Consider the following 16,846-nt stretch of genomic DNA (forward strand, 5'->3'; position numbering starts at 1 on the left):
CAGCCTACCCCGTAAACGTGCCCGTGCGCGGAAAGCCTTTCGGCACGACCTTGCCGGCCTGGGCGCGCAGGCCGCGCCAGCTCTTCCATTCGTCGAAGGCGCGATGACGCCCGCCGGTCATCACGATCAGGCCGTCGCGCTTGTCGAAGGTGATCAGGTCGGCAAGTTCGGCCTTGCCGCTGTAGGATTGCAGCTTGTTGCCCTTGCCGCGCGACATTTCCGGCAGGTCCTTCAGAGGGAAGATCAGCATCTTCCGGTTCGTGCCAACGACCGCGATCATGTCGCCCTGCACTGGCGCGCAGACGAGCAATTCGCCCTCGCCCGTGTTGACGACCTGTTTGCCCGCCTTGCGGTTTGATTCCAGCTCCGCCTCGGAGATCACGAAGCCATAGCCCGTGCTCGACGCCATCACACGCTTGCGCTCGGGCTCCAGCTTGAACATCGCGACGATGGCGACATTGTCCTCCAGCTCGATCGACAGCCGGATCGGCTCGCCATTGCCGCGCCCACCCGGGAGTTTCTCCGCCCACAGGATGAACGCGCGCCCATCCGACGACATGAAGACGAGCCGGTCGGTCGTCATCACTTCTTCCATGAAGGCCGGGCCGTCACCTTCCTTGAACTTGATCGAATCTGCGTCGATGCCGTGACCCTTCATGCCGCGGATCCAGCCCTGCTGGGACAGAAAAACCGTCACGGGCTCTTTCGGCCGCGAGGCCTCCAGCGCAGCGGCAAGATCGACATCCGGCGCAGCCTCGAACGTGGCGCGGCGCTTGCCGAGCGGCGTACCCGGATCAAATTCGTCTCGGGCAGCCTTCAGGTCCTTCGACACGCGCGACCATTGCTTGCGCGGCGACGCCAGCAGCGCGACGATTTCCTCGCGCTCTTCCAGCAGCTTCTTGTGCTCGCCTCGGATTTCCATTTCCTCAAGCCTGCGCAGCGCGCGCAGGCGAAGGTTGAGGATCGCTTCGGCTTGGATATCGGTCAGCTTGAAACGCTTCATCAGGACGGGCTTGGGCTCGTCCTCGGTACGGATGATGCGGATCACCTCATCGATATTGAGGAAGGCGATCAGGTAGCCGTCCAGCAGGTGGAGTCGCTTCTCGATCTTGTCGAGGCGGAACTCCGAACGGCGCACCAGCACCTCACGGCGGTGATCCAGATAAGCCTGCAGCACGCCCTTCAGGCCCATCACCTGCGGCGCGCCCTTGTGCAGCACGTTCATGTTCAGGCTGAAGCGCGTTTCAAGATCGCAGACCTTGAAGAGGCTCTCCATCAGCACATCGGCTTCCACCGTCTTGGCGCGCGGCACCAGCACAAGGCGGACATCCTCGGCAGACTCGTCGCGCACGTCTTCCAGCAGCGGAACCTTCTTGGCTTCCAGCAGCTCCGACAGTTTCTCCAGGAGGCGCGACTTCTGCACCTGATAGGGAATCTCGGTCACGATGATCTGGTAGGTGCCCCGGCCCGTATCCTCGACATGCCAACGCGCCCGCATGCGGAAACTGCCGCGTCCGGTCTCGTAAGCCTCCAGCATCGCGGCGCGTTCCTCGACGATCACGCCGCCGGTTGGAAAGTCCGGACCCTGAACGAACTCCATCAGTTCTTCGGTCGTCGCCTTCGGCTTCTCGATCAGAAGGCGCGCCGCGTCGATCACTTCAGCCACATTGTGCGGCGGGATCGAGGTCGCCATGCCGACCGCGATACCGGTCGCGCCGTTCGCCAGCAGGTTCGGGAAGCCGGCCGGGAGCACGACGGGCTCCTCGTCATTCTCAGCATAGTTGGCGCGGAAATCGACGGCGTTCTCGTCGAGGCCTTCCATAAGCAGCTCGGCGCCGCGCGTCATCCGCGCTTCGGTGTAGCGATAGGCGGCCGGGCTGTCGCCGTCGATGTTGCCGAAGTTGCCCTGGCCATCGACCAGCGGGTAGCGGACGTTGAAATCCTGCGCCAGGCGCACCAGCGTGTCGTAGATCGAGCTGTCGCCATGCGGGTGATAGTTACCCATCACATCGCCGACGATCTTGGCGCATTTGCGATAGCCGCCATCGGGGTCCAGCTTCAGCACCCGCATGCCATAGAGGATACGCCGCTGCACCGGCTTCAGGCCGTCGCGCACATCCGGCAGGGCCCGCGCGGTGATCGTGGAAAGCGCATAGGCGAGATAACGCTTCGACAGCGCCTCGCTCATGGTTTCGTTGATAATCCGCTCCTCAGGCGGGGGCGAGGATCCGCGCTTTACCATTCTGGCCTCTTTGCAGTTTGTGCCACATTCTTGTGCCACCCGCGGCCGAAACTGGGTTTCGACTCACTTGACACGGCAGGTTAACAGAAAGCGGCGTTTGGTTAACAAATGAAAAAGCGCCAGCTGCATTTCAGGTACTTTCAGATGTGGACGGCGCTACTGCTGCCCTCGGCGGTGCTGGTGGCGCTGCTGATCTGGCAGGCGCCGGACCGCCACAACCCGTTTACCCCCATCGACCTGACAGACCGGCCGGGCCCCGCCACACGCCACAAGCTGACCAATGTCCAGCGCCAACCCGAAACCTGTTTCAAGGCCCTGGACGATGCCGATGTGCTCTACACCCGCCTCGACAACTCACCGGCCGGCGAGACCTGTGGAAAATACGATGCCTTGACCCTCGACCGGTCGCTTACGCCCTATTCGACCACCCTGAGCATGACCTGCGCCCAGACCGCGACGCTCTACATGTGGGAGCGCCATGTCGCCCGGCCGGCCGCCATCGAGATCTTCGGCTCGCCCATCGTAGAAATCGAGACCTATGGCAGCTTTTCCTGCCGCAAGATCGCCCGCTCCAACCGCACCTCGGAGCATGCCCGGGCTAATGCCATCGACATTTCCGGCTTCGTTCTGGAAAACGGCCGACGCATCATGGTCAAAAGCCACTGGCACAACGGCGGGCCTGAAGGCGCGTTCCTTAAACGGGTGCGCAACGGCGCCTGCCGCATGTTCTCGGTGACGCTGAGCCCGGACTACAACGCCGACCACGCAGACCATTTCCATTTCGACATGGGCCTCGGACGCGCCTGCAAATAAGGCCCGGAATCGAAAGAGGACCGGGCAAAAAGTGCCGCCCGGCCCTCCCGTCCCCGACGCCAGCCTAGTTGGCCGGCGCCTTGCAGCGATAACCCTCACGGGTCACTTCCGCCACATTCCCTTCGCCGCCGCAGACGCGGACGGCGAGTTCAGTATTCTCGGCCACCTTTGAGCCCGGGCCCGAATTGTCCGAGACGGCAATGCAGCCGGCCAGCGACAAGGTCATGAGCGCGCCAGCGACAGCGAGCATGGTTTTCTTCATGGAGTTCAGCCTTCTTGTGTTGATGTGGATCAACGCCCCGCTGGCAATTTCAGAAACTCGACCTGAACGCCTGCTGAATGGCGTGCCCTTGCTTGCCGCTTCGGCCTCGCGCACAGTCCGGGCAACAAAAATCGGGAGGACGCCTTGAAACTCATCACATCCATCGGACCCAATCCGCACGTCGTACGCATGTTCATGGCCGAGCGCGGCATCACGCTGCCACTCGAGGACATTGACATCATGAAGGGCGTCAACCGGGAGGGGGGCTACCTGAAGACCAACCCGGCCGGCCAGTCACCCTGCCTCGTTCTGGACGACGGCTCGGTCATCACCGAGATCACCGCAATCTGCGAATATCTCGACGAGAAATTCCCGGGCGACAGCCTGATCGGCAAGACCCCTGAAGCGCGCGCCCAGACCCGCCGCTGGGCCCGCTGGGTAGACCTCAATATCATGGAGCCGCTGGCCAATGGTTTCCGCTATTCCGAAGGCCTGCCGATGTTCCAGCCACGGATGCGTTGCATTCCCGAAGCCGCCGCCGGCCTGAAGGCCAAGGCCCAGGACGGTCTCGCCTTCCTCGACGCCCAGCTCGCCAGCCGCGCCTTCGTGGCGGGCGACACCTTCACGCTCGCCGACATCCTGTTGTTCTGCTTCCTCGTTTTCGGCGGGCAGGTCGGCCAGCCGCTGAACCCTGAGCTCAAGAATATCGGGCGTTGGTATGCCGAGGTCTCCGAACGCGCCAGCGCGAAGGTCTAGGTTTTCGTCAGCAGCCGGAGCACCAGTCGCGCTCGCTCAGGCGGCATGCCCCGGTGAACCGAAGCGAACAGGCGGTTCTCGATGAAATGCCCGGTCAGTTTCAGCCCGGCGGCAATGTCGCCGGGCATCACAGCGGCGTCGCTGCGCAATAGGAAATCCGGAATGGCCAGCAACCGGTCGATGTAATCTTCCGCCTCGGAGCCGCGCACCGCGCGTCCCGTGCGCGGCGATACGTGCGTCAGCCCGTCATTGGCGCCGCTGATCGCGCATTCTTCAAGGTCGAGCCCGAATCCAAGCGCCGACAGCAATCCCAGCTCCCAGCGCACGTAGAGCGCGGGCCAGATGTCCGGATTGCCAAGCTCATCCAGCAGCAGCGACGTTGCCTCGAACAGGTTCGAGCCGGCTGCATCGCCTTCATTGAGACCGGCGCGCAGCAGCGCCGTGATCGACGCCACGGCGGAAAGGGCCGCCGCATCATCCAGCAGGCGCGAGGCCCGTTCGCGCCGCGCCTCGGCTACATCGAACCGGCCAAGCTGGTCGTCGAGCCGGCCGGACCAGGAGAGCGCCAGCGTGTTGCCGGCGTCGTACTGTCCGCGTCGTTTGCGCGAGGCTCCGCCGTAGACGAGGCCGGACCGGCGCCCGCGCCCGGCGGTCAGGACATCGAGGATCAGGCCGCCTTCGCCGAACCTGCGTCCGCCCAGAACGATGCCGTCATCCGACCAGTTCACACATCAAATTCCAATCCGAACCCGGAATAATTCTCACGCTTTTCCTGCCAGCGCTCGTCGACCTTGACGAACAGGAACAGGTGCACCGGACGTTCCAGCATTTCGCTCAGCTCCACACGCGCCTGCCGGCCGATCTCCTTGATCAGGCTGCCGCCCTTGCCCAGCACCATCGCCTTGTGCCCCTCACGGCCCACGATGATCACCTGCTGTACACGGACGGACCCGTCCTTGCGTTCCTCCCAGCTCTCGGTCTCGACCGTCAGCTGGTAAGGCAGTTCCTGGTGCAGGCGCAGCATCAGTTTCTCGCGCGTCACCTCGGCCGCCAGAACCCGCATCGGCAGGTCGGCCACCTGGTCCGGCGGATAAAGCGCTTCACTTTCCGGCATGCGCTTCGCGATGGCGGCTGCGAGCTTTTCGACACCGTCACCCTTGTCGGCTGAGATCATGAAGATCTCGTCGTAGACACCTTCGGCATTCAGCGCCGCCATCACGGGCAGCACCCGGTCATGCGGGAAAAGGTCAATCTTGTTCAGCGCCAGGATCGCTCGCTTGCCGGCATCTTTCAGCTGCTGGATCACCCGGCGGTCATCCTCGATCGAGTGGCGCTGCGCGCCCGTCGTGTGCCCCTCATGCTCGGCAACCCAAGCCGAGGCGTCGATCAGGTGCACCACGGCGTCGGCGTCATCTGCCCCGCCCCAGGCCGCCTTCACCATCGCCCGGTCCAGCCGCCGCTTGGCAACGAATATGCCCGGCGTGTCGACGATCACCACCTGCGCCGTGCCCACCTGCGCCACGCCGCGCACGGGAAAGCGCGTCGTCTGCACCTTGTGCGTGACGATGGCGACCTTCGCCCCGACGAGCCTGTTGGTGAGCGTCGACTTGCCCGCATTGGGCGCGCCGATGATGGCGCAAAAGCCCGCATGCGTTACGATTTGGTCGCTCATGTATTTCCTCTCAATTGTTCCAGCATCCGCGCGGCGGCCTGTCGTTCGGCGTCGCGCTTGGAAGCGCCTGTCGCTGCCGCATGCCCGTGAGGCGCAATGCGGACTTCGACTTCATAGACCGGCGCATGGTCCGGTCCGGACCGGTTCTTCACCACATATTCCGGGAGCGGATAACCCTGCCCCTGCACAAGTTCCTGTAAAAGGGTCTTCGGATCCTTGGTCTCCGCCGGGCCGGTATTGAATTGCGGCGCCCAACCCTTCTCGACCAGCTTGCGCGCCGCGCCGAGGCCGCCATCCAGATAGACTGCGGCAATCACCGCCTCGCAAGCATCGCCCAGCGTCGACTCGCGCTCACGTCCGCCTGCAGCGATCTCATTGTCGGACATCAGCAGGAAACCGTTCAGACCCAGATGCCGGAACGCTTCTGCGCACGCGCCCTTCTTCACAAGCCGGTTGAGACGCGGCGCGAGTTCGCCTTCGGTCTCGTTGCGGCGCCGGTCGATCAGACGCTCTGCGATCAGCAGGTTGAGCACCCGGTCGCCGAGGAATTCGAGGCGCTGGTTCGCATGCAGCAGCGACTCCGCCGCGCTCACAGCGCTCGGATGCGTCAGCGCACGCACCAGGAGGCTCTTGTCCTTGAACCGGTAGCCGCACGCTTCTTCGGCGCCCGCCATGGCCTCATCGCCGAGCGCAGGCCGGATAGCCTTCGCAGCGGCGCGCTGGCGTGTACGTTTCGGGCGCGCGGGGATCATGAACCGCCCAGCGGTACGGCTTCGATGATCACATGAGCCTCCGCCCAAGGGTGATCATCGGTCAGCGTCAGGTGCACGAGCGCCTTGTAGCCGAGCGGTGTGATCCGGGCGAGCCGCGTGGCGGCCCCGCCGGTCAGTTCAAAGCCGGGCTTGCCGGACGGCAGGTTCACCACGCCGAGATGTTTCCAGTGCACGCCGGCACGCGGCACGCCCGTGCCCAGCGCCTTGGCGCAGGCTTCCTTCGCCGCAAACCGCTTCGCATAGGTCTCCGCGACACGCCGCCGGCTGCGGGCCTTGGCAATCTCGTAGGGCGTGAACACGCGTTCCTCGAAGCGCGCGCCGAACCGGTCCAGCGAACGCTGGATGCGCTCGATATTGCAGAGATCGTTGCCGACACCGATGATCATGCCGCCACCGCCGCGCCGCGCGCGACGTCCATCCGGCGCCGCATCTCGCGGATGGCCGCCTCGAGGCCGATGAAGATCGCTTCGCCGATCAGGAAGTGGCCGATATTGAGTTCGGCCAGCTCGGGAATGGCCGCCACGGGCCCGACATTCTCGAAAGTCAGTCCGTGCCCGGCATGCGGTTCGATCCCGCGCCGGCGGGCATCGGCCGCCGCGAATTTCAGACGTTCCAGCTCAGGCGCCGCCGCCTCCGCACCGCCCTCCAGCCACAGCTCGGCATACTTGCCGGTGTGCAGCTCAACCACCGGCGCACGCAGCACTTCCGCCACCGCGATCTGCACGGGGTCAGGCTCGATGAACAGAGACACGCGCGCGCCCGCCTTGCGCAGCGCATCGACCACCGGGGCAATCCGGTTGTGCATACCGGCCACGTCCAGCCCGCCTTCGGTCGTGCGCTCCTCGCGCCGCTCCGGCACGAGGCAGGCCGCATGCGGACGAAACGCGACCGCGATGGCCTCCATCTCCTCGGTCACCGCCATTTCGAGATTGATCGGCAGGCGCGTCGCCTTGCGGATCGCCTCGATATCTCCGTCCCGGATGTGCCGGCGATCTTCGCGCAGGTGGATGGTGATACCGTCGGCGCCTGCCGCCTCAGAGATCTGCGCCGCGCGCACGGGGTTCGGATGCGGCCCGCCGCGCGCGTTGCGGATGGTCGCAACGTGATCGATATTGACTCCGAGGCGGAGGAAACCTGCCATCAGGCAAGCCCCCGCGAGCCCGGTTTCACCGCCGGCATCGCCGCAAGCTCCGGGGGCAGATCGTCCGCCGCATAATCCGGGAAGTTCACCTGCGCGAGCGAGATCAGCTGGCAGCCGACATCGGCGCGCCCGCCGGACCGGTCTATGATGCACGCCCCGCCCACCACTTTGCCCGGCAGCTTCGCGAGCGCCTCAACCGTCTCACGGAAGGACAGGCCCGTCGTCACGATATCCTCGGCAATGAGCACCCGCTCGCCTTCGGCAATCGAGAAGCCACGGCGGAATTCGAGATTGCCGTCCACACGTTCCGCAAAGATCGCGCGCGCGCCCAGCTGGCGTGCCAGTTCATAGCCCGGAATAATGCCGCCGACGGCGGGCCCCGCGACCACATCGATCTTGCCGAACGTCGCGTTCAGCTTTTCGGCGAGCGCCTTGCAGAGCTTCTCCGATAGGTCCGGCCGCGAGAAGACCAGCGCCTTCTGCAGGAAAACCGGGCTGCGCCGGCCCGACGACAGGATGAAATGCCCTTCGAGCAGGGCGCCCGCCGCGCGGAAAACGTCGAGAACCTGATCACTGTTCATCCTGGCCCTCCTGGTCGCGCACCGCGCGGTCAACAACAGCCAGCGAACGCAGCGCCGCCAGGATCTGCGTCAGTCGTTTCAGATCTTCCACTTCTATATCCATCATCAGTTCAATGAAATCGGGTTGGCGCGCGCCGGTCGAGATGCCGACGATATTGCCATTGGATTCGGCCACGGCCGAACAGAGCTTTGCCAGAACGCCCTTCTGGTTGGAAGCGTTGATCCGTATGCGTCCGATCGCCACCGCGCCGGTCTTCGCCAGCTCGGTCCATTTCAGGTCGCGCCACAGTTCGGGCTGGTCGTCATACTCTGCGAGGCGCGGACAGCTCGACACGTGCACTACCAGACCCTTGTCGGGCACCTGCACGCCGATGATGCGGTCGCCCGGCAACGGGCGGCAGCATTGGCCGAGATGCAGCGTCACGCCCGGCGTCAGGTCTTTGCCCTCCACGAACAGCGGCGCATGGCGGCTGTCGATGGGGCGCTTGTCCAGATCGTCCGTCCGGTCCGGCTCGTAGCCGGGGAAAGCCGCGCGCACGATGGCCGATGTCTGCACCTTGCCGCGCCCGGTCTCCTCGCGCAGCTCGTCAATCGTGTCCAACTTCAGCTTCTTGGCGACCTCGATCAGCATCACGTCGATCGGATCGACCCCAGCCCGGCGCAGCGCCTGGTTGATGAGGCCCTCGCCAAGCCGCCGGAACTCGGCCGCTTCGCGGTCGCGCTCGAGCTTGCGCTGCTTGGATTTCGCGCGGCCCGTATAGGTCATCGCTTCCCAGCCGACCAACGCGGCCGGTGCACGCCCACGGATGATATCCACCACGTCGCCATTCTTCAGCGGCCGGCGCATGGACTTCTCTTCGCCGTTGATCCGTGCACCGATGGCCGTGTCGCCCACCGCCGAGTGCACCGCATAGGCGAAATCCAGCGGCATCGCGCCCGCAGGAAGGATGATCAGCTTTCCCTTCGGCGTGAACGCGAAAACATGTTCGCGGTACATCTCAAGCTTGGCGTGCTCGAGGAATTCGCCCGGCTCGGCGCCGTCGCGCAGCAGTTCGGCGAAGGCCTTGAGGTTCGCTTCCGGATCGAGACCGGCCGCGCGCGCCGAGTCGACGTCAAACCCGTAGGACCGGTTCTTGTAGCCCCAGTGCGCCGCCACGCCGTATTCCGCCGTGCGGTCCATCGCCACCGTGCGGATCTGCAATTCCACCCGGCGATTGCCGGAGGCGCGTACAGTCGTGTGCAGGCTGGCATAGCCATTCGGCTTGGGCACGGAGATGAAGTCGCGGAACCGGTCCGGAATGCAGGCCCAATGCGTGTGCACGGCGCCGAGCACAGCGTAGCAATCCTGCGTGTTGTCGAGGATCACGCGGAAGGCGAACAGGTCTGCCACATCGCGGAAGGAAATGGATTTGCGTTCCAGCTTGCGCCAAAGCGAATAGGGCTGCTTGCGCCGGCCGCGCAGGCGGTAATTGAGCCCCGTCTCGTCGAGCAGCTTCGTGAGGTCAACGCGCAGGCGCTCAAGGTCGCCCTTGTTCTCGTTCTCCAGCTCTTCCAGCCGGTAGAGGATCGCACGGCGGGCATCGGGGTTCAGCTCCTGGAACGCCAGGTCGTCCATGCGCGCGGCGACATCATAAAGACCCACCCGGCGCGCCAGCGGCGCATAGATGTCCATCGTCTCGCGCGCGGTGCGCTGGCGGCTTTCCGCCTTCTTGCGATGGTGCAGAGTTTCCATGTTGTGCAGCCGGTCGGCCAGCTTAACCAGCAGCACACGGATGTCACTCGTCATCGCCAGGATGAACTTCTGGAAGTTCTCCGCCTGCGCTGCTTCCTTCGAACTGAATTCCAGCTTGTCGAGCTTCGTGACCCCATCGACCAGCTCGGCCACATCCGCGCCGAAGCGAACCTCGATGTCGCCGATGTCGATCTCGGTGTCCTCGACCACATCATGCAGCAGACCGGCGGCGATGGTCACCTCATCGAGGTGCACATCCGCCAGCAGGTTCGCAACCCGGATGGGATGAGAATAATATGCCTCGCCGGAATCGCGCGTCTGCACGCCGTGATGCTTCTTGGCGAAGTCATAGGCCTGACCGAGCAGTTCGGACTTCACCCGTGGGTGATAGGCCCGAACCTTTGCAATCAGCTCATCGCGGGTCGGAACCGGGGGCAACCCATCCGCCGCGTCAGGCGCAGCGGTCTGTGTGCCAGCGTCAGCGCCAGCCCCTTTTTCCTGTCCGGAAAGGGCGCTGCCGTCCATTTGGGCTCCTAAAGGCGATCGTCGCGCCCGGATTCGATTTCGGCCTGGTAGGCGCGCAGAACGTCGTCTTCGGTCGCGGCCGGAGCAGCCATAAGGGCCTGACGGTCGGCTTCGCGCTCGTTCTCCTCGCCCGGACGGATGTCCTGCAGGTTCGAGATCAGGGCTTCCTTGACGACTTTCAGGTCGATCGTTGCGTCGGCAATCTCGCGCAGCGAGACGACGGGATCCTTGTCATTGTCCCGGTCCACGGTCAGGGGCGAACCTTCACGGATCATCCGGGCGCGGTGCCCGGCGAGCAGCACCAGCTCGAACCGGTTCGGGACTTTTTCAATGCAATCTTCGACGGTAACACGTGCCATTTCGGACAAATCTCCTGAGAACCGCCCTTTATATGCGCTGCAGCACACCGCGGCAACCCATCCTTGCAGGCTTTGGCAAGGACCGGTAAGCGGTGGAAAGGCACATTCCGGGCAAACAGATTATGCCCCTCCTATTGGAAGAAAAGAGTATTGCCAATGGCCTTCTACAAGGATGAGCGACTCGCCCTGTTCATAGATGGCGCAAACCTCTACTCAGCGGCCCGCGCCGTCGGCCTGGAAATAGATTTCCGTAAACTTTTCAAGGAATTCCAGACCCGCGGCCGCCTCATACGCGCCAACTACTACACCGCCCTGCTCGAAAACGACGATTACAGCCCGATCCGCCCTCTGGTCGACTGGCTGGCCTATAACGGCTTCAACGTCATCAAGAAGTCCGCCCGGGAATTCGTCGACCGCGAAGGCCGCAAGCGGGTCCGCGGGAACATGGATGTCGAACTCGCCGTCGATATGCTCGAAGCGGCTGCCTGGGCCGATCACATAGTCCTGTTCAGCGGCAATGGCGATTTTCGCCGCCTGGTCGAGGCGGTGAAAGCCAAGGGCGTGCGCGTCTCCGTCGTCTCGACAATGAACGCATCCCCGCCGATGATCTCTGACGATCTGCGCCGTGAGGCCGACACGTTCATCGAGCTCGTCGATCTCGGCGAGCTGATCGCCCGCCCCCGCCGTGAAACTGCCGACGGGCCGCAGGACGACGACCGCGACGACGACTGAGCCCGGTTTGCGGCCAGCCACCGCATGGGCAGCCGGCCGGACTGGGCGCACGCTTTGCACATGCCGATGCCTTGGACCTACCGACACGCGAGCGCCGAATGGCAGCGCTTCCTGGATGTCGCCAAGGACGAGATGGTCCTCATCAGCAACAACGCCGCCTACACGGCCATAGAAGGCGTGCTGCTGACCTTCCGCCGCCGGCTGACGGTCGATCAGGCGCTCCGCTTTGCGGATACGCTGCCCTCCATCCCCAGAGCGATCTTCGTCATTGGCTGGCACCCCACCAAACCCGCCCCCTGGGGCAGCCGCGCGGAACAGACCGCCGAGGCACAGGCCCTTCGCCCGTATCACAACCTGACACCCGTCAACTGTATCGAGGCGACGGCGATTGCGCTGCGCGCCGTCGTGCGTCCGGACGAGATCGATCCGGTCCTCGCGGCCATCGGCCCGGAGGCTGAAGCGTTCTGGCACGTCGAACCGGCGCGCGTCAGGCCGGTTGATTTTCCCTGATCGCATGTTGCACGGCTGCCGGCCCGGGCTAGTCTCGGCCTGCTGATCGGGAGGCCTTCCATGAACGCGATACCGCATCCGCGCTTTACCGGGTTCGTCCTCGTCTTTGCCCTGATCGGCGGCCTGTCATTGTCCGTGCTCTCGCCCGCGCGCGCCCTGATCACCGGCTTCGATCTCGCCGCGATCATGTTCATCTTCTCCTGCCTGCCGCTCTGGTCCGCCGATACGGCCGCCGCCGCCCGCCAGCGGGGCGCGCGCGATGACGGCGGACGCAGCCTGCTGCTCATCGTCACCCTCGCCACCTTCATCAGCGTGTTGATCGCCACGACCCTGATGATCGCCGGCCCTTCGCGTCTGGGGGCCGCCGACATCGCGATCAGCATCCCGACCCTCATTCTGGCCTGGCTGTTCGCGAACCTCGTTTTCGCCTTCCAATACTCGCATCTCTATTACGACCAGCATGGCGGCGCTGACCGCGCGGGCCTGAACTTCCCTGGCACGGAGGTGCCCGGCTTTGCGGACTTCTGCTATTTTTCGTTCGTGATCGGAATGACGTGCCAGGTGTCGGACGTGACCATCTCCGACGCCACGCTGCGCAAGGCCGCCACCCTCCACGGCCTCGCTGCCTTCTTCTTCAATCTCGGCGTCCTCGCCCTTGCCGTCAACATCACTGCCAGCGTGATCTGACGCCCGGCCAAAAAAAGAAAACCCCTGCCGAAGCAGGGGTGAGGGGTCAGTTGCAATGGTATTCGGAAGGGGCAGATCAACGCCGCATGGTGAAACTGATGCCGGCAAAATCTTCGGTGTCGGAGAGACTGCCATTGCGGTCGCTGAAGCGCATTTCGCGCCGGATATAGCTCAATGACAACTCACCGCCGGCGCGCTGGATCGAGACACCGGCCTGCAGGTCGCCGACCGTCAGCTGGTCGGTCAGCTGCATGTCGCTCAGCGCGTCCACGCCGAGGCGCTGCATGTCGGTATCCCAGACGAGCGCTTCGCCATCTGCGCCGACAAACACGTACCAGCCTTTGGGCGCCTCGCTGGACTGAAGCACGTCGAGACCCTGACCAAAGCGCAGTTCACCGCCCAGACGCTTGCCCTTGAGGTCGCCGCCATCGCGCACGGCCAGGCGCGGGGCCAGTCCGACGTCGAAGGCCAGACCGGTCTGGGTGCTGGTGGCGGCCAATGACAGGCCGATCGAAACGTTGCGGGTTTCAGGATCGGGCTGGCCATAGCGGGCCGTCGCCAGATCGGCGGCCAATGAGCTCAACACCGGGCTGGAAGACCAGCCGAAGGAAAGATCCGATTGCGGAAGGCCGGCAATGCCCGACCCGGTCAGGCTGAAAGCTGACGGCGGCGCATTTGTGGCGAAGACGGTGACGTCTGAATCGGGGCCTGTCAGCAGAACACTGGAGACCGATCCAACCGGCGCGCCAAGACCGGCGCCTGTATCACTGAGCGCGCTGTCGGTGGGCGCATTGAGAGCGCCGCTTCCGAACGATCCCGGCACGGCCAGGGACATGCCCAGCGAGGGTTCGACGGCGGGTTCGGCATAAGCATAGTCTGCAGCGCCCGACGAAACGCACCCCTGACAGGCCAGGGTAACAAGGCTCGTGGCAAATGCGAAGGCCATTCCTCTAATACCTTTCACGGTCAGATTCCTTACTCCACTCACGTAAGAAGTTGACCCCGTCTGGCTAAAGTAACATGAAGGACTTGGCGTCCCAACCGCCTTTTCGCCCCTCAAAGATTAATTCATCGCCACTGAAGCGGTACCTACAGATTCCGGGCCAACGCCCGGAAATCTGGCACTATTTGGGCCGAAGGACAGCCAAGCCCCGGGCCGGACTCCATTAACCGGTTGATACAATTGACGAAATTGTGGCGGACTTCCGGACCCCGAAAAGATGAACGGCCCGCCGGTTGGCGGGCCGCTCACATTAACGTTTCAACCGGAACGGTCCGGGCCTATTGGCAGGCCAGACACTCGTCATAGTCGGTGACGGCGACGTCCATCTTCTCGGCCTCGATCTTTTCAGAGCCGGCAAAAGACGCGCGCTGGACCGATTTCGAGCGGCAATAGTACAGCGATTTCAGGCCCCGCTCCCATGCCGTCCAGTGCAGCATGTGCAGGTCCCACTTGTCGATGTCGCCCGGCAGGAAGAGGTTCAGAGACTGCGACTGGCAGATGAACGGCGTGCGGTCGGCTGCCAGTTCGATGATCCACCGCTGGTCGAGTTCGAAGGCTGTCTTGTAGATGTCCTTCTCGAACTGGTCGAGGCAGTCGAGATGCTGCACCGAGCCTTCGTGTTCGAGGATCGATCCCCAGATCTCCGGCGTGTTGAGGCCCTTGGTCTCCAGAAGCGCTTCAAGCTGCTGGTTCTTGACCGTGAACGAACCCGACAGGGTCTTGTGCGTGTACACGTTGGCCGGGATCGGCTCGATGCCAGCCGAGGTGCCGCCGCAGATGATCGAGATCGACGCGGTGGGCGCCACCGCCAGCTTGTTCGAGAAGCGGGCCATCATGCCGACATCGCGGGCGTCTTCGCAGGGGCCGCGTTCCTTGGCGAGTTTCACCGAGGCCGCGTCCGCGCCCTGGCGGATATGCTTGAAGATCTTGAGGTTCAGGGCCTTCGCCGTGGCGCTCTCCAGCGAGACGTTCATCGCCTGCAGGAAAGAGTGGAAGCCCATGACACCCAGACCGACCGACCGCTCGCGCTTGGCCGAGTAGACCGCGCGGGCCATTTCCGGCGGCGCGCGCTGGATGAAGTCTTCCAGCACGTTGTCGAGGAAGCGGAACACGTCTTCCATGAACATCGGCTCTTTCGACCATTCGAGGAAGGTCTCGGCATTGACCGACGAGAGGCAGCAGACCGCCGTGCGGTCGACGCCGCGATGGTCAACGCCGGTCGGCAGCGTGATTTCCGAGCAGAGGTTCGACTGCGTGACCTTCAGGCCAAGGCGCTTCTGGTGCGCCGGCATGGCGTTGTTCACGGTGTCAGTGAACAGAAGGTACGGCTCGCCGGTCTGCATGCGCAGCTCGAGGATCTTCTGCCACAGCTTGCGGGCGTTGACGGTCTTCAGCACGTCGCCGGACTTCGGCGAGATCAGGCCGAAGTCTTCATCGTTGCGCACCGCTTCCATGAAGGCATCGGTAATGTTGATGCCGTGGTGGAGGTTGAGGCTCTTGCGGTTGAAGTCGCCCGAGGCTTTGCGGATCTCGAGGAACTCCTCGATTTCCGGGTGATGGATGTCGAGATAGCACGCGGCCGACCCGCGGCGCAGCGAGCCTTGCGAGATAGCAAGCGTCAGCGAGTCCATCACGCGGATGAAGGGAATTATTCCCGAGGTCTGACCGTTCTGGCCGACCTTCTCGCCGATCGAGCGGACATTGCCCCAATAGGTGCCGATGCCGCCGCCGTTCGAGGCGAGCCAGACGTTCTCGGTCCAGGTCTCGACGATATCGTCCAGCGAGTCGCCGACCTGGTTCAGGAAGCAGGAGATCGGCAGGCCGCGATCAGCGCCGCCATTCGATAGCACCGGGGTGGCCGGCATGAACCAGAGTTTCGAGATATAGTCGTAGAGGCGCTGGGCATGGGCCGCATCATCCGCATAGGCGGAGGCGACGCGGGCGAACATGTCCTGATAGGTCTCGCCCGGCAGCAGGTAACGGTCATCCAGCGTCTTCTTGCCGAAGTCGGTCAACAGCGAATCCCGCGACGGATCAGTCTTGATCCCGTGGCCCTGGACCAGCGCGATCTTCGCTTCGGTACCAGCCTTCGGCTTGCCCTTGCGCGCGGCCTCTTTAGCGACGGATTGTGCGTTGGTTGCCGACATGGCGACCCTCCTGAATCTTCCTGCTTTTACTGGGTTTTTGGGGCATTCAACCAAATATGGTTTAGCGCCTCTTCCCTGACACTACATATAGTGTCCGAAGGTTAATTTCCGGTCAACGCCCCATTTTACAAATCCGTCAAAGAGGCGTGGAAAACTCCTGAATGAAAAGTTAACGCCGCCGCTGGATGGCCCATCCTGCGGGCGATTCAGCCCGGCTGCCCGAAGGCCAAAACGACGCGGCCCGATCGGCCCGTGAAAGGGCCGGCCAGCACAATCGAATTTTTATGGGAGCGACTCACGATCCATCGGCACGAAGGATCAGGGTGGAGACAGGCAAACGACCCGGGCTGAAGCTCGTTAGGGCTGCTCGGTTCCCCGCCTGACCCGATTGGCGAGCGGCCCGTCCGCCGCCTGCCTCCGGGGGCGTATATGCGCGGGCCCGGTCCGAATCGCAAGGGCGGTGCGGCTCAAGGCGCCAACTCAACCCAGCGCGGCAAGTTCTGTGTCGGTGAAGGTCCGGGCGCGGGAGAGGAAGCGGCGCTCGCGGCCATTGTCGAGCGAGAACATCCCGCCCCGGCCGGGCACGACATCGAGGATCAGCTGGGTGTGTTTCCAGGCCTCGAACTGGCTCTCGGAAATGAAGACCTTCACCCCGTCGATCTCGCCGAGGCAGATGTCGACCTCGCCGACCCGGAAATCGCTGACCGGGTAGCACATCGGGCTCGACCCGTCGCAGCAGCCGCCGGACTGATGGAATAGGATGTCGGGATGATCCTTTCGGATCTCCGCGATCAGGTCGCGCGCCGCCGGGGTGGCAGTCACGCGCGGCGGCCGGGTCATGGGCGGGCTCATGCATCACCTCTAAGCACCGGCCGGGCGGAGCGGCAAGTTCCGGCGCGTCTGGGTGGGAG

General features: G+C 63.9%; 18 protein-coding genes and 1 other RNA gene. 5 read left to right on the plus strand and 14 right to left on the minus strand.

All coding sequences use genetic code 11. From position 1 onward, the window contains the following. Window positions 1–4: 4 nt before the first annotated feature. Window positions 5–2,242, minus strand: a complete 2,238-nt coding sequence (gene parC / locus GC148_RS02690) for a DNA topoisomerase IV subunit A (protein ID WP_291068489.1) — start codon at window positions 2,240–2,242, stop codon at window positions 5–7. A gap of 108 nt (window positions 2,243–2,350) precedes the next feature. Between parC and GC148_RS02695 the strand changes: the two genes are divergently transcribed. Further along, entirely contained in the window at window positions 2,351–3,055 is a 705-nt protein-coding gene (locus tag GC148_RS02695) for an extensin family protein (RefSeq protein WP_291068490.1), read from the plus strand. A 64-nt stretch (window positions 3,056–3,119) separates the two neighbouring features. Here the strand turns inward: GC148_RS02695 and GC148_RS02700 are convergent, their stop codons facing one another. Further along, a complete protein-coding gene (locus GC148_RS02700; protein WP_291068491.1) occupies window positions 3,120–3,317 on the minus strand; it encodes a hypothetical protein in 198 nt (65 codons plus the stop codon). Window positions 3,318–3,461: 144 nt separating this feature from the next. Here GC148_RS02700 and GC148_RS02705 point away from each other — a divergent pair, with 144 nt between their 5' ends. Then, on the plus strand, window positions 3,462–4,073 hold the full coding sequence (locus tag GC148_RS02705; protein WP_291068492.1) for a glutathione S-transferase family protein: 612 nt from the start codon (window positions 3,462–3,464) through the stop codon (window positions 4,071–4,073). On the opposite strand, the gene recO is transcribed toward GC148_RS02705, so the two are convergent. The 8 genes from recO to rpoZ are packed head-to-tail and all read right to left on the minus strand — an operon-like array spanning window position 4,070 to window position 10,856. Continuing rightward, the gene (gene recO / locus GC148_RS02710) at window positions 4,070–4,801 is read right to left on the minus strand and encodes a DNA repair protein RecO (RefSeq protein WP_291068493.1); all 732 of its coding nucleotides are present in this window, start codon (window positions 4,799–4,801) and stop codon (window positions 4,070–4,072) included. The genes GC148_RS02705 and recO overlap by 4 nt on opposite strands. Beyond that, window positions 4,798–5,745, minus strand: a complete 948-nt coding sequence (gene era, locus GC148_RS02715; protein WP_291068494.1) for a GTPase Era — start codon at window positions 5,743–5,745, stop codon at window positions 4,798–4,800. The genes recO and era overlap by 4 nt, the downstream gene beginning before the upstream one ends. Beyond that, window positions 5,742–6,497 (minus strand): ribonuclease III, encoded by a 756-nt coding sequence (rnc, locus tag GC148_RS02720; RefSeq protein ID WP_291068495.1) that lies wholly within the window; start codon window positions 6,495–6,497, stop codon window positions 5,742–5,744. The genes era and rnc overlap by 4 nt, the downstream gene beginning before the upstream one ends. Then, window positions 6,494–6,904 (minus strand): holo-ACP synthase, encoded by a 411-nt coding sequence (gene acpS, locus GC148_RS02725; protein ID WP_291068496.1) that lies wholly within the window; start codon window positions 6,902–6,904, stop codon window positions 6,494–6,496. Before acpS ends, rnc begins: the two co-directional genes overlap by 4 nt. Beyond that, window positions 6,901–7,659, minus strand: coding sequence for a pyridoxine 5'-phosphate synthase (locus GC148_RS02730; RefSeq protein WP_291068497.1), 759 nt, complete (start codon window positions 7,657–7,659; stop codon window positions 6,901–6,903). The genes acpS and GC148_RS02730 overlap by 4 nt, the downstream gene beginning before the upstream one ends. Continuing rightward, window positions 7,659–8,240: an orotate phosphoribosyltransferase gene (gene pyrE, locus GC148_RS02735; RefSeq protein ID WP_291068498.1), complete on the minus strand. Its 582-nt coding sequence runs from the start codon at window positions 8,238–8,240 to the stop codon at window positions 7,659–7,661. The genes GC148_RS02730 and pyrE overlap by 1 nt, the downstream gene beginning before the upstream one ends. Next, a complete protein-coding gene (locus GC148_RS02740; RefSeq protein ID WP_291068499.1) occupies window positions 8,230–10,497 on the minus strand; it encodes a bifunctional (p)ppGpp synthetase/guanosine-3',5'-bis(diphosphate) 3'-pyrophosphohydrolase in 2,268 nt (755 codons plus the stop codon). The genes pyrE and GC148_RS02740 overlap by 11 nt, the downstream gene beginning before the upstream one ends. A gap of 8 nt (window positions 10,498–10,505) precedes the next feature. After that, window positions 10,506–10,856: a DNA-directed RNA polymerase subunit omega gene (gene rpoZ, locus GC148_RS02745; protein WP_291068500.1), complete on the minus strand. Its 351-nt coding sequence runs from the start codon at window positions 10,854–10,856 to the stop codon at window positions 10,506–10,508. 156 nt (window positions 10,857–11,012) lie between these two features. On the opposite strand from rpoZ, the gene GC148_RS02750 reads away from it, so the two are divergent. From GC148_RS02750 to GC148_RS02760, 3 genes are all read left to right on the plus strand, one after another. Then, window positions 11,013–11,588 carry an NYN domain-containing protein gene (locus GC148_RS02750; protein ID WP_291068501.1) on the plus strand — a complete coding sequence of 192 codons (576 nt, stop codon included), beginning with the start codon at window positions 11,013–11,015 and terminating at the stop codon, window positions 11,586–11,588. 66 nt (window positions 11,589–11,654) lie between these two features. Continuing rightward, a complete protein-coding gene (locus GC148_RS02755; RefSeq protein ID WP_291068502.1) occupies window positions 11,655–12,098 on the plus strand; it encodes a DUF2267 domain-containing protein in 444 nt (147 codons plus the stop codon). 60 nt (window positions 12,099–12,158) lie between these two features. Next, window positions 12,159–12,785, plus strand: a complete 627-nt coding sequence (locus GC148_RS02760) for a DUF1345 domain-containing protein (RefSeq protein ID WP_291068503.1) — start codon at window positions 12,159–12,161, stop codon at window positions 12,783–12,785. A gap of 76 nt (window positions 12,786–12,861) precedes the next feature. On the opposite strand, the gene GC148_RS02765 is transcribed toward GC148_RS02760, so the two are convergent. From GC148_RS02765 to GC148_RS02780, 4 genes are all read right to left on the minus strand, one after another. Beyond that, the gene (locus GC148_RS02765) at window positions 12,862–13,731 is read right to left on the minus strand and encodes a lipid A-modifier LpxR family protein (protein WP_291068504.1); all 870 of its coding nucleotides are present in this window, start codon (window positions 13,729–13,731) and stop codon (window positions 12,862–12,864) included. A 335-nt stretch (window positions 13,732–14,066) separates the two neighbouring features. Continuing rightward, window positions 14,067–15,935, minus strand: a complete 1,869-nt coding sequence (locus GC148_RS02770) for a ribonucleoside-diphosphate reductase subunit alpha (RefSeq protein WP_291068505.1) — start codon at window positions 15,933–15,935, stop codon at window positions 14,067–14,069. 324 nt (window positions 15,936–16,259) lie between these two features. Beyond that, window positions 16,260–16,352, minus strand: an RNA gene (ffs, locus tag GC148_RS02775) — signal recognition particle sRNA small type. Window positions 16,353–16,415: 63 nt separating this feature from the next. Next, window positions 16,416–16,787, minus strand: a complete 372-nt coding sequence (locus GC148_RS02780) for a DUF779 domain-containing protein (RefSeq protein WP_291068506.1) — start codon at window positions 16,785–16,787, stop codon at window positions 16,416–16,418. Window positions 16,788–16,846: the final 59 nt, after the last annotated feature.

The organism is Hyphomonas sp. (assembly GCF_016125515.1).
Taxonomy (GTDB): domain Bacteria; phylum Pseudomonadota; class Alphaproteobacteria; order Caulobacterales; family Hyphomonadaceae; genus Hyphomonas.

Excerpts from the sequence above, each read along its gene's own strand:
- GC148_RS02780 (WP_291068506.1), bottom strand. The coding sequence starts at position 16,787 with ATGAGCCCGCCCATGACCCGGCCGCCGCGCGTGACTGCCACCCCGGCG.
- rpoZ (WP_291068500.1), bottom strand. The coding sequence starts at position 10,856 with ATGGCACGTGTTACCGTCGAAGATTGCATTGAAAAAGTCCCGAACCGG.
- GC148_RS02750 (WP_291068501.1), top strand. The coding sequence starts at position 11,013 with ATGGCCTTCTACAAGGATGAGCGACTCGCCCTGTTCATAGATGGCGCA.
- rnc (WP_291068495.1), bottom strand. The coding sequence starts at position 6,497 with ATGATCCCCGCGCGCCCGAAACGTACACGCCAGCGCGCCGCTGCGAAG.
- acpS (WP_291068496.1), bottom strand. The coding sequence starts at position 6,904 with ATGATCATCGGTGTCGGCAACGATCTCTGCAATATCGAGCGCATCCAG.
- GC148_RS02700 (WP_291068491.1), bottom strand. The coding sequence starts at position 3,317 with ATGAAGAAAACCATGCTCGCTGTCGCTGGCGCGCTCATGACCTTGTCG.
- GC148_RS02770 (WP_291068505.1), bottom strand. The coding sequence starts at position 15,935 with ATGTCGGCAACCAACGCACAATCCGTCGCTAAAGAGGCCGCGCGCAAG.
- GC148_RS02695 (WP_291068490.1), top strand. The coding sequence starts at position 2,351 with ATGAAAAAGCGCCAGCTGCATTTCAGGTACTTTCAGATGTGGACGGCG.
- GC148_RS02740 (WP_291068499.1), bottom strand. The coding sequence starts at position 10,497 with ATGGACGGCAGCGCCCTTTCCGGACAGGAAAAAGGGGCTGGCGCTGAC.
- era (WP_291068494.1), bottom strand. The coding sequence starts at position 5,745 with ATGAGCGACCAAATCGTAACGCATGCGGGCTTTTGCGCCATCATCGGC.
- GC148_RS02755 (WP_291068502.1), top strand. The coding sequence starts at position 11,655 with ATGCCTTGGACCTACCGACACGCGAGCGCCGAATGGCAGCGCTTCCTG.
- GC148_RS02765 (WP_291068504.1), bottom strand. The coding sequence starts at position 13,731 with ATGGCCTTCGCATTTGCCACGAGCCTTGTTACCCTGGCCTGTCAGGGG.
- GC148_RS02730 (WP_291068497.1), bottom strand. The coding sequence starts at position 7,659 with ATGGCAGGTTTCCTCCGCCTCGGAGTCAATATCGATCACGTTGCGACC.
- parC (WP_291068489.1), bottom strand. The coding sequence starts at position 2,242 with ATGGTAAAGCGCGGATCCTCGCCCCCGCCTGAGGAGCGGATTATCAAC.
- pyrE (WP_291068498.1), bottom strand. The coding sequence starts at position 8,240 with ATGAACAGTGATCAGGTTCTCGACGTTTTCCGCGCGGCGGGCGCCCTG.
- GC148_RS02760 (WP_291068503.1), top strand. The coding sequence starts at position 12,159 with ATGAACGCGATACCGCATCCGCGCTTTACCGGGTTCGTCCTCGTCTTT.